This is a genomic window from Erysipelothrix aquatica, assembly GCF_009828825.1.
GTDB classification, from domain to species: domain Bacteria; phylum Bacillota_I; class Bacilli_A; order Erysipelotrichales; family Erysipelotrichaceae; genus Erysipelothrix; species Erysipelothrix aquatica_A.
The window spans coordinates 97,773-108,757 of the sequence record NZ_WTTA01000004.1 but is presented as its reverse complement, the minus strand read 5'-3'; the positions used below and the strand labels follow the sequence as shown (position 1 = coordinate 108,757).

Here is a 10,985-nt window from a genome sequence, read left to right as displayed (position 1 = left end):
GGCAACACATGGCCAGTATAAATGATGTCGCTAAAAAAGCAGGCGTAGGAGTTTCAACTGTTTCAAAAGTTTTAAACAACTACAATAATATTAGTGATGCAACACGTGCAAAAGTACTTGCAGCAGTTGAAGAACTCAACTATGTGCCAAACTCCATTGCATCTGCCTTATCATCTAAGCAAGGTAAAAGGGTGGCGTTGGTCATCTTCATCAACAACCACCGCCAAGCAATTGATGAAATTAATATGCAGTATCTCTTCGGGGCGATGAATCATTCCAAAGAACTTAAAATTGAAGTAATACCTGTCTTTTCTAATCTTCTTGAAGGAAAGAATGCGAAAGAAATTCTTCAGCATTTTAATTCACTTCGAGTGAGTGCAGTTATCTACTATGGATTATCGAAAGAAGCTGTCTCGTACAAAGAATTGATAGATATGGATGTGTTCCCAAGTGTTGTGGTTGATGCACCAATCATTGGTCCACGAACCAGTTATGTCATGGTTGATCATGAAAAGGCCCAATACGATATTGCAGTCAAAATGATTAAACGTCATAAAGCGAAACGTATTTTGTATTTGGCTGGACGTCGTGATGGTTATGTTACAGACTTAAGGATGCAAGGCGTTGTGAATGCTTGCGATGAGTTGGGTGTCACCATGAATGCGCAGTATGCAAACTTTAGTGAGAAACGGGCACGTGAATTAGCGAAACAACACGCACTAAAATCAGATCTTGTGATCTGTGCTTCAGATCTTACTGCCATTGGGGCTGTACATGGACTGAAGGAAATCGAAGAATTCCGCCCAGTTTGCGGATTTGACGGGATTACACTATTAGGGTATATTAACTATAAAATTGATACGGTACGTCAAGATTTCTACCAGGTATCGGTAAATGCGATGAATGCAGTGAGCCACTTACTCCAAGGAAACCCATCTGAGGAAATCTTAATGGACTATGAACTGACTACGATATCATACGATGATGTCATCATGTAATAACTAGGGCGAAAGCCCTCATTATTAACATCTTTTAGAAAACGTTTTCGGAGGAAACCCATGATAAAACAAGAATTAGAACATATTTTAGATACGGATATGCGTACTGTGTCGGTCGATAAATTATACGAAGCTGTGCTAGAAATTGTACAAAATCGTATTGCTAAAGTACCAGCTGTGACGGGCGAACGCAGCGTTTACTACATGTCGGCAGAGTTTCTAATTGGAAAACTATTATCCAATAATTTAATGAATTTAGGCATCTATGACGAAGTTCGCGATGTGTTAGCTGCGAATGGTCGCGATATTTCTGAAGTTGAAGATTATGAACCAGAACCATCACTAGGAAATGGTGGATTAGGACGACTTGCAGCTTGCTTTATGGATTCAATCGCAACATTAGGACTGAATGGCCAAGGGCTCGGTTTAGTCTACCACTACGGTCTGTTTCGACAAGTATTCCGGAATCGTCTTCAAGCTGAAGAAAAAGATACGTGGTTGGACAAACCAGGTTGGTTACGTAAGACTGATTTTACAGTGCCCGTTCAAATTGGCGATGTCGCAGTAACGGGTCGTATGTATGAAATTGACGTACTCGGATTCAACGGTGAAAAAGCACCGCTTCGTTTATTCGATCTTGAGTCAATTGATGATTCAATCATTACAGAAGGAATTCGTTTTGATCAGCGTGCTGTCGACAAGAACTTAACATTATTCTTATATCCAGATGACTCAACCGAAGAAGGTTTACGTCTTCGCTTTGCACAACAGTATTTTATGGTTTCGGGGGGACTTGCGTGGATCTTAGAAGAACACAAGGACCATCTTGACCGTTTAGATTCTTATGCAACCATTCAAATTAACGATACACACCCATCGATGGTCATCGTATTACTTTTAAAAGCCTTGTTGGCAGATGGTATCGCATTTGATCGTGCCGTTGAAATTATTTCAAACACCTGTGCGTACACCAATCATACAATTTTGGCAGAAGCACTTGAAAAATGGCCACTCGCATACTTTGAAGCAGTTGACGCAAGTTTAGTGCCATTATTACATCAACTTCAAGATCTTGCGGCAGCTCGAAGCAATGATGCTCGTACTGCAGTTATTGATCACGAAGGACGTGTACATATGGCGTCACTCGCAATCCATTTCAGTAAATCAACGAATGGCGTTGCGGCCCTACATACAGAAATCTTAAAAAGCAGTGAACTCAAACCGTTCTATGATATGTATCCTGACCGTTTTAATAATAAGACTAATGGAATTACATTCCGTCGTTGGCTCCAACATACCAACCGACCACTAACTGAATTTATCGAAACACGTATTGGTGATGGGTTTAAACAAGATGCTATGGAATTACTGAAGTTAGAGCGTTTTGTGGATGATGAAGCAAGCCTTCAAGAATTATTAGCAATCAAACATACGAAGAAAGAAGACCTTGCAGCATATATCGAAAAAACGGAAGGTATTAGCGTTAATGCGGATGCTATTTTCGATATTCAAATTAAACGTCTTCATGAATACAAACGCCAACAAATGAATTTACTCTACGCAATTCACATGTATCATGAAATTAAGGCAGGATATGTTCCAACACGTCCACTTACAATGTTCTTTGGTTCGAAAGCCGCACCTGCTTATACTATCGCTAAGGATATTATTCATGCACTACTCACTCTATCCAAAGTGATTGCGGATGACGAACTCGTAAGTCAATACTTACAAATTGTCTTTGTGGAAAACTACAATGTATCAAAAGCCGAAATGTTGATTCCTGCATGTGATATCTCTGAGCAAATTTCGCTCGCATCTAAAGAAGCAAGTGGAACAGGAAATATGAAATTTATGTTGAATGGCGCTTTAACATTGGGAACTATGGATGGTGCTAACGTTGAAATCAGCGAGCTTGTAGGCGATGAAAATATTTATATCTTTGGTGAATCCAGTGATACAATTATCGAACACTATGCGAAAGCTGATTACGTATCAAGAGACTATTATGAAAAGAGCCCTCAAATTAAACAGGCCGTTGATTTTATCAATGGACCATTAATGCTTGCAAGTGGAACAAAAGAAAATCTTGATCGCTTGCATCACGAACTAATTAGTAAAGACTGGTTCATGACTTTGATTGACCTTGAAGCATACATTGCAACTAAAAACACTATGATTGCGGACTATGAAGACCGCATGACCTGGGCTAAGAAGACATTAATTAATATTGCACGCGCAGGTTTCTTCTCAAGCGACCGTACGATTGCGGAATACAATCGTGATATTTGGAAGGTATAGTATGACACAGATAAGACGTGCTGGTGTCCTGATGCCGGTGTCCAGTTTCGAAGGGACACTTGGCATCGGGGACTTTGGATCAAGTGCTTATACTTGGATTCAAAATCTCGCAAAAACAAACGCAACTATTTGGCAAATCTTGCCACTCAATCCTGTCGGATATGGAAACAGTCCATACCAAACGTATTCATCATTTGCAGGCGATGAAATTTATATATCGATCGAGAAGTTATATGCAACTTTGCAACTCGAGTTTGACCAAGAACCTGTTTTTGGCAAGCGCGTCAATTTTGGAGCTGTTCGCACTTTGAAAACAGCATACCTTCGTAATGCATTCCAACATTTTAAGAAAGACGCATCTTATAATGACTTTCTTGAAGTGGCGGCAACGTGGCTTGATGAGTATGTGACATTTATTGCTCTCAAAAAATTGAACGATAATGCGTCATGGACAGAATGGAAAGTCCTGGAAGTTTCAGAGTCCGAGCTCGAATACGAACGCTTTGTTCAATATGTATTCTACATGCAGTGGATGGACCTTAAAAAGTATGCGAATGACTTGGGCATTCGTGTCGTTGGTGATATCCCGATTTACTTAGGTCATGACTCTTCTGAGGTGTATCATCATCGTGATCAGTTTTTATTGAACCGCGATGGTACACCAGCTTGGGTTGCTGGTGTACCGCCTGACTATTTCAGTACTGAAGGTCAGTTGTGGGGAAACCCTATTTATGATTGGAAAGCGATGGCGCGTAATGACTATGCGCTTTGGGTAGATCGTTTACGATGGAATCAAGAAATGTTTGACGTGATTCGGATTGATCACTTCCGTGCTTTTGATACCTATTGGACCATACCGGGAGAAAGTGAAACGGCACGCATTGGCAAATGGAAAATTGGTCCACGCAATCATTTCTTCGATGCTATGTACCGTCAAATTGAAAATTTGGAACTTGTGGTTGAGGATTTGGGTGATTTACGACCCGAAGTCCTTGAACTTCGTGATGACTACGATCTCATGGGTATGAAGATAATTCAATTCAATCTCAACCCGCATGAGCTTGAAGCCAATGCCCTAGTTGATTCGAATATTCTTGTTTACACAGGAACGCATGATAATCAAACCATGGCAGGTTGGACAGACGAACTCACCATCAAAAAATACAAAGAAATTACCAAAAATCTTAAAGATCTCGGCCACGATTACCCATCGTTATGGCAACAAGTCGCATCGTATACACTCTCATTAAATGCGAACTGGGCGATACTGCCGATTCAAGATCTTATGGGACTTGATAATGAAGCACGAATCAATGAACCAGGAACAATTGGGTCTCCTAACTGGGAATGGAAACTCGATTTAAATACCGACCTCACTGATGCCTTTCAATTTCTAGCAACGCTTGTATCAGCGTTTGACAGAGTTGTTGATTAAAAATATACAAACTCCTTAAAAGACCTACACCTGTAGGTCTTTATTATTCCCCGCATAAACTATATAATATAAAAAAAAGGGGGCTTTATTTATGTGTACAAGCGTTTCATTAAAGAGTCGCGATGATTTGCATTTACTTGCACGAACCATGGACTTTTCCTATGATCTCTCACCAGAGATGACGATAATTCAGCGTGATTATCCACTGAAATTTGGTTTGCTTGATCAACCATTGACCAATCATTTCGCATTCTTAGGTTTATCTAAAAATATCGGCGATCATATCATGGCAGACGGATTGAATGAGCATGGACTTGCAGCTGCAGTACTATATTTTGAAGGGTATGCTCACTACAATGATCAAAAAGAGGGTGCACTCAACCTTATGTCCCATGAAATTGTAAACTGGATACTTGCGTCGTATACTTCGATTGAAGAAGTGATAGAGGCTTTCGGTCGTATTAATATTACCAATGATGCCAATCCGATGTTAGGGATTGCGTCGCCATTGCACTGGGTATTTACCGATGCAACAGGACGCAGCATTATCGTAGAACCGTTAAAAGATGGGCTTAAAATCCATGAAAACAAACTGGGTGTTATGGCTAACAGTCCGGATTATGACTGGCATAAAACCAATATTCGTAACTACATAGGCGTTAATCCAAAACAAGTAGAACCTGTTGAACTCTTTGAAGAAACCTTTAAGCCATTTGGTCAAGGATCGGGTACCTTTGGGTTACCTGGCGATTACAGTCCACCTTCACGATTCATTCGTACGCTCTTTGCGAAATTAACACGCGTGCCAAACTATGGCGAGGAAGATCTCGTCAACAGTGCGTACCATATTCTTAGTGGTGTTGATATTATGAAAGGATCCGTTGTGACACAACGAAACTCCTTAGACTACACGCAATACACAACATGTATGATGACAAATACTTGTACGTATTACTTTAAGATGTACAACAACTCACAAATCGTTCGCGTAAATCTAAACGACTACACGTTGGATGGGCAAGATGCCTTAAGTCATCCTGTACCAACCCAACAAGTATTTGGTTCAATAAAATAACACAATACAGACAAAGGCCACACGGCCTTTTTGTATGTCTCTTTATATGAAAGTATCATTAGACATTGTTTATGGTAAGGACACTGTCGTTAAACTATTAAAAAAAGCAACACATGTCGCTGTGTTGCTTTTTTTATATTTATGAATCTATAAAACTTTACTGAGGAATTCTTGAGTACGAGGGCTTGTTGGATTATCGAAAATTTGTGAAGGTGTTCCCGCTTCTTCAATAATACCGTCGTCCATGAACAATACGGTATCACTGATGTGTTTCGCAAAGTTCATTTCGTGTGTCACGATCACAATCGTCATTCCTGAATCTGCTAATTGATTGATAACATCCAAAACATCTTTTACCATTTCAGGGTCTAGGGCACTGGTTGGTTCGTCAAAGAGCATGACGTCAGGATTCATCGCCAAGGCACGCACAATCGCTAACCGTTGTTTTTGACCACCTGATAGTTTCGTAGGGAAAGTATCGGCCTTGTCAGCCAATCCAACGCGCTCTAGGAGTTCTAATGCTTGCGCTTTAGCGTCTGCCTTAGAAATACCTTTCTCAAGTGTAGGAGCTAATGTAATGTTCTCAAGTACCGTTAAATTGGGGAAGACGTTGAAGTGTTGGAAGACCATTCCAATTTCTTGACGAATTTTGTCTAGTGATTTCCCTTTAGCACTTAAGACTTGTTCTTTAAATTCAATCGTTCCATCTGTCGGAACTTCGAGAAGATTCAAACATCTTAGAAACGTCGATTTACCCGATCCTGAAGGTCCGATAATTGAAATAACTTGACCTTTATTGATGGTGAAGTCGATGCCTTTGAGGACTTCGAGGTTACCATAGTTCTTTTTAAGATTTTTAATTTTGATGAGTTCGTTAGTCATGGTTTGTTTGTCCTTTCTTTTCAAAGTATTGAACAACTTTTGAAAGTGAGAATGTCAGAATAAAGTAGATAACCCCAACAATCATTAATGCTTCAAGTTTCATGTGCGTTGCAGCTGAAACAATGGATTGTGATGTCATTAAACTGTTAATAAAGAAGATAGATGCCAATGATGTTTCTTTGATCATGGTGATAAATTCGTTACCGAGTGCTGGTAAGATATTTTTAACAGCTTGTGGCATGATTACTTTAATCATCATGTTGCGATCAGAAAGACCCAAACTCTTCGCAGCTTCAAATTGTCCTTTGTCAACAGCTTGGATTCCAGCACGGAAGATTTCTGCAACGTAAGCACTGGAGTTGAAGATTAAGGCAAAGATGACCCACATTTGATCACTGATTCCATTAGGGAAGAATTGTGCCCCTCCAAATACGAATAAGTAGAGTTGTAAGAGAATTGGTGTTCCACGTACCAGCTCGATATAGGCGGTCGCAAACCATTGTAACGGTTTAAATTTCGACATTTTAGCGAGGGCAAGTAATGCTCCGCCAATTGTCCCAAAGAAAACAACGATTAAGGATAGCCAAATTGTTCCCAAAGTTCCTTGCCAGAAGACATTTCCATAGGCACCTAATAATGTAAAGACATTTGGTTTTGCAGCACCCAGTTCACCAACCTGTGCCGATAATGCTTTCGCATCACTTAACCATTGTGTATAAAGACCAGCGTCTTTTACTGCGATAATACTTGTATTTACGGCTTCAAGTAATTCTGGTTCACCCAACGGCATGATAACCATTGTTCCGATGGCATCACTAACCGCGAAGAGTGTATCACTAAGTTTAAGTTCTGGATTGTTGGCAAGGAAACCTTCACCGGATTTACAGCTTACCGCGACAGCGTCTGTCTTGCCAGCTTTTAGTTCTAATGCACCATCTTCTAGCGCTGTAACGAATCGAACGTTAGCCCCAGGGAGTTGTTGCTCTGTATATTGTTGTTGGACCGAACCATTTTGAACAGTAACGGTCGCATTGTTGAAATCATCAAGGGATGTGAATGTGTTGTCGGAACGAACGAGGAAACCTTGGCAAAGGGATTCGGAGTTATCGTAGGGTTCACTGAACTGAATAACTTTAGCCCGGTCATCTGTATACGTAAAACCGGATAATCCGATATCAAATTTACGTTCTTTGACAGCTGTCGGGATGTCATCAAAATTCATCGCTTTAACAGTTAACTTAACCCCTAAGTCATCCGCAATTTGTTGGGCCAGATCGATGTCAGCACCCACGTATTGATCTTGACCTAATTTGGAAGGATCAATAAATTCGAATGGTGCATAGTCAGGGGACGTTCCAACAATGAGTTCTCCACGTTGTTGAATTTCCTCAAGCATATTTTGAGGTGGTGCGGTCTCAGTTGATGTTGTATTAGCACCACACGCTGTGAGGACTAACACCATGATGAGACTTAATAATAGTTTCTTCATATTCTTTCTCTCCTTATAATAAAAAAACTCTAGACAAGATTTGTCTAGAGACGAAGTTATCGCGGTACCACTCTAATTGCTAAATAGATTATTTAGCCACTCTTTTTGGTAACGCAGTATCTGCGGGTTGTGCTACTTCAGTTCACATAACCATCTCCCAAGTGCGGTTCATTATTGTTGAGTCACTAAGCTTCCACCATCCTTAGTTCGCTATCACATCCCAATAATTACTCTCTTGTTCCTTGATGTTATTGATGATCTAGAAATAAAAAAATCTCTAGATATATGTATCTAGAGACGTCATTAACGCGGTGCCACTCTAATTGCTTATCATGTATGATAAACCACTTTCCTATAACGCTAGGTTGGCGATTAGACCTACTAAGTTCAATCTAATATCTCCCAAGTGCGGTTCAACTTATTATTTCCTACCAGGCTTCCACCATCCCTGACTCGCTTAAGGCATTTTTAAGTTTACTCTCTTGTTCAACGATTTAAGAGTAATATACTAGGTTTCACTTGGATTGTCAAACTTTATTATTATTTATTTTGATGTGATTTTTGAGATGACGGATCGAACCATCTCTAAACGAACCTCTTGGTTGGCGATATCTTCGTTTGAATAATGTGTTAGATCAATGCCAATCACACGGTAGTGATGCTGCAAGTAAAAGTTAATTGCAGGGACATTACACGTCTGTGTTTCTAATACCACTTCTCGACAACCACAGGCTTGCGCAAATTCGTATGCGGTGTTCATAAGCAGTGTTCCGACACCTTGTCCACGAGCGTGTTCGACTACCAAAATTTCGGATAATCGTAATCGTTGATGCCAAGGTTCTACACCAATTTCGAGATACCCAACTATCTGCTCATTGTCATCTACTGCCGCAAATACATGGGCATCTTCAAGATGATCTGGAAACAGCGCACCTGTAAATGATTTATTTACTGGGTTCGGAAACTGTTTTTTTACCAAGCGCACACTGAATAGTTCTTGTGGTTCCACGAGAACATCATAATAGGCATCTGTAGTGTAGTTAAAGTGTAAGACAACGCCTTGATACGCTTGACGGTCTAAGGAAATTATTTTCATAGGGACGCACCACTTTCTATCTGTACAATCATCATACCAAAAGTGACGATTTATTCACACGTATTTAAGTGTCCTCAGTTATAATGAGGGTATGAAAATATTTCTATTAGAGGATGACGCAGGCATCGTATATGGATTGCGCAAGTATTTTAAAAATAACAACTGGGATCTTACAGTTGCTTTTAGTATTCAAGAGGGAGAACGGTTATTAAACAATGCTTTTGATATCATCATTTTAGATGTAGGCTTACCGGATGGGAATGGGCTTGATTTTGCACGATATGTTCGAAGCCAGTTTGAAACGCCAATCGTCTTCCTAACAGCTTTGGATGACGAAATTACCATCTTAGAAGGATTCAGTATTGGGGCTGATGACTACATTACAAAACCTTTTCGCTTAGCGGAATTAGATAGTCGTATTCGCGCTATTGCGAAGCGCTCTTTGGCACTACGGATTCATGATGGCGATATAACCATTAACTTGAGTAACGCAACAGTGTATCATAACGAAACACTTATCATGCTTAGCGTTCAAGAATATCGATTACTTGTAATGTTTGTGGAGCATAAAGGAGAAATTGTAAGTCGAGAAAAGCTAAATCAGATGTTATGGCAAGGGTCTCAATTTATAACGGACAATGCGCTTACAGTTACGATTAAAAGGCTTCGTGAGAAACTTGCGAATATACGGGTTATCGAATCCGTTCATGGAAAGGGATACCGCTACTTATGAAACAACTTCGAAATCGTGATGTAAAAAAATTTCTGACCCAAGTGAGCATTGGATTTCTTGTTGCAGTTGTTATTGAATATCGATTTCCGTTTGTGGGGCTCGTTTTTTTTGCAATACTCTCGATAATCTGTTTCTACCAGTTTGTACGCCAACGAAACCAAGCAATCGAAGGCGTGGTCGCATACTTGCGAACATTGAATAACGGTGATTATCACCACGATATTCAGGCTTATGAAGAAGGGGAGTTGTCAACATTGCATGCCGAGTTGAATAAAACAATGATTGCGATGAAAGGAACAGCATATCAACTACAACTCCAAAAACAAGGATTGAAGAAAGCGATGGAAGATATTTCGCATCAGCTAAAAACGCCGCTAACTGCCTTATCTATCATGGTGGAGGTCGAAGCATTAGAACCAGAACTTTCTGAGACTATGACTCTACAACTTCGTCGTATGGAAAACCTCGTTTTGTCTTTAAATAAAATCGTTCAATTAGAGACACATATGATTGCATTCAAGATGGAACCCATTTCGCTAAATAATTTAATGGCACAATTACTTGCGGCAATAGAACCGCAACTTTATGAAGCGAAACTGACCGTCAATAATTCAATCAATGACACGTTGATTCAGTGTGATTACAATCAAACGTATGAGGCAATATCGAATGTTCTTGTAAACAAAATAAGATATGCGCAAACGATGATTACGATCCAGACCCGCAAGAGTGGAAGGACAATAGAAGTTGTCATTAAAGATGATGGTGTTGAAATTTCGCCGCGAGATCGCGAACGGATTTTTGAAAGATTTTATAGTGGAATGAATAAGGCGCCAGATAGTGTTGGTATCGGACTATCTATGGCTCGAGAAATTATGCACCAGCAACACGGGGCTCTTTATGTAGAAGCAGATAATGCATTTGTTTTTCGTTTTTTAAGTGTGACGGAAGCGTCATAACTAGAGGCGTTTGATTG

General features: G+C 40.0%; 9 protein-coding genes and 2 other annotated features. Of the genes, 6 read left to right on the top strand and 3 right to left on the bottom strand.

Annotated elements, in window-relative coordinates:
- The first annotated feature begins 8 nt into the window (after window positions 1-8).
- From GVV22_RS08885 to GVV22_RS08870, 4 genes are all read left to right on the top strand, one after another.
- Window positions 9-998: a LacI family DNA-binding transcriptional regulator gene (locus tag GVV22_RS08885; RefSeq protein ID WP_159649766.1), complete on the top strand. Its 990-nt coding sequence runs from the start codon at window positions 9-11 to the stop codon at window positions 996-998.
- Between the two features lie 60 nt (window positions 999-1,058).
- The gene (gene glgP / locus GVV22_RS08880) at window positions 1,059-3,299 is read left to right on the top strand and encodes a glycogen/starch/alpha-glucan family phosphorylase (protein WP_159649765.1); all 2,241 of its coding nucleotides are present in this window, start codon (window positions 1,059-1,061) and stop codon (window positions 3,297-3,299) included.
- Window position 3,300: 1 nt separating this feature from the next.
- The gene (gene malQ, locus GVV22_RS08875) at window positions 3,301-4,734 is read left to right on the top strand and encodes a 4-alpha-glucanotransferase (protein WP_159649764.1); all 1,434 of its coding nucleotides are present in this window, start codon (window positions 3,301-3,303) and stop codon (window positions 4,732-4,734) included.
- A 91-nt stretch (window positions 4,735-4,825) separates the two neighbouring features.
- The gene (locus tag GVV22_RS08870; RefSeq protein ID WP_159649763.1) at window positions 4,826-5,809 is read left to right on the top strand and encodes a choloylglycine hydrolase family protein; all 984 of its coding nucleotides are present in this window, start codon (window positions 4,826-4,828) and stop codon (window positions 5,807-5,809) included.
- A gap of 147 nt (window positions 5,810-5,956) precedes the next feature.
- Here GVV22_RS08870 and GVV22_RS08865 read toward each other — a convergent pair whose 3' ends face one another.
- From GVV22_RS08865 to GVV22_RS08855, 3 genes are all read right to left on the bottom strand, one after another.
- Window positions 5,957-6,691: an amino acid ABC transporter ATP-binding protein gene (locus GVV22_RS08865; protein WP_159649762.1), complete on the bottom strand. Its 735-nt coding sequence runs from the start codon at window positions 6,689-6,691 to the stop codon at window positions 5,957-5,959.
- Window positions 6,684-8,180 (bottom strand): ABC transporter substrate-binding protein/permease, encoded by a 1,497-nt coding sequence (locus GVV22_RS11060; RefSeq protein ID WP_159639493.1) that lies wholly within the window; start codon window positions 8,178-8,180, stop codon window positions 6,684-6,686. Before GVV22_RS11060 ends, GVV22_RS08865 begins: the two co-directional genes overlap by 8 nt.
- 43 nt (window positions 8,181-8,223) lie before the next feature.
- Window positions 8,224-8,432 (bottom strand) — a binding site (T-box leader).
- 38 nt (window positions 8,433-8,470) lie between these two features.
- Window positions 8,471-8,679: a binding site (T-box leader), on the bottom strand.
- Window positions 8,680-8,724: 45 nt separating this feature from the next.
- Window positions 8,725-9,276: a GNAT family N-acetyltransferase gene (locus tag GVV22_RS08855; RefSeq protein WP_159649761.1), complete on the bottom strand. Its 552-nt coding sequence runs from the start codon at window positions 9,274-9,276 to the stop codon at window positions 8,725-8,727.
- Window positions 9,277-9,367: 91 nt separating this feature from the next.
- Here GVV22_RS08855 and GVV22_RS08850 point away from each other — a divergent pair, with 91 nt between their 5' ends.
- Window positions 9,368-10,009, top strand: a complete 642-nt coding sequence (locus GVV22_RS08850; RefSeq protein WP_159649760.1) for a response regulator transcription factor — start codon at window positions 9,368-9,370, stop codon at window positions 10,007-10,009.
- Window positions 10,006-10,968 (top strand): sensor histidine kinase, encoded by a 963-nt coding sequence (locus GVV22_RS08845; RefSeq protein ID WP_159649759.1) that lies wholly within the window; start codon window positions 10,006-10,008, stop codon window positions 10,966-10,968. The genes GVV22_RS08850 and GVV22_RS08845 overlap by 4 nt, the downstream gene beginning before the upstream one ends.
- Window positions 10,969-10,985 lie beyond the last annotated feature (17 nt).

Bases quoted from the DNA above. Each gene is read 5' to 3' on its own strand.
- GVV22_RS08885 (WP_159649766.1), top strand. From the start codon at position 9: ATGGCCAGTATAAATGATGTCGCTAAAAAAGCAGGCGTAGGAGTTTCA.
- glgP (WP_159649765.1), top strand. From the start codon at position 1,059: ATGATAAAACAAGAATTAGAACATATTTTAGATACGGATATGCGTACT.
- malQ (WP_159649764.1), top strand. From the start codon at position 3,301: ATGACACAGATAAGACGTGCTGGTGTCCTGATGCCGGTGTCCAGTTTC.
- GVV22_RS08870 (WP_159649763.1), top strand. From the start codon at position 4,826: ATGTGTACAAGCGTTTCATTAAAGAGTCGCGATGATTTGCATTTACTT.
- GVV22_RS08865 (WP_159649762.1), bottom strand. From the start codon at position 6,691: ATGACTAACGAACTCATCAAAATTAAAAATCTTAAAAAGAACTATGGT.
- GVV22_RS11060 (WP_159639493.1), bottom strand. From the start codon at position 8,180: ATGAAGAAACTATTATTAAGTCTCATCATGGTGTTAGTCCTCACAGCG.
- GVV22_RS08855 (WP_159649761.1), bottom strand. From the start codon at position 9,276: ATGAAAATAATTTCCTTAGACCGTCAAGCGTATCAAGGCGTTGTCTTA.
- GVV22_RS08850 (WP_159649760.1), top strand. From the start codon at position 9,368: ATGAAAATATTTCTATTAGAGGATGACGCAGGCATCGTATATGGATTG.
- GVV22_RS08845 (WP_159649759.1), top strand. From the start codon at position 10,006: ATGAAACAACTTCGAAATCGTGATGTAAAAAAATTTCTGACCCAAGTG.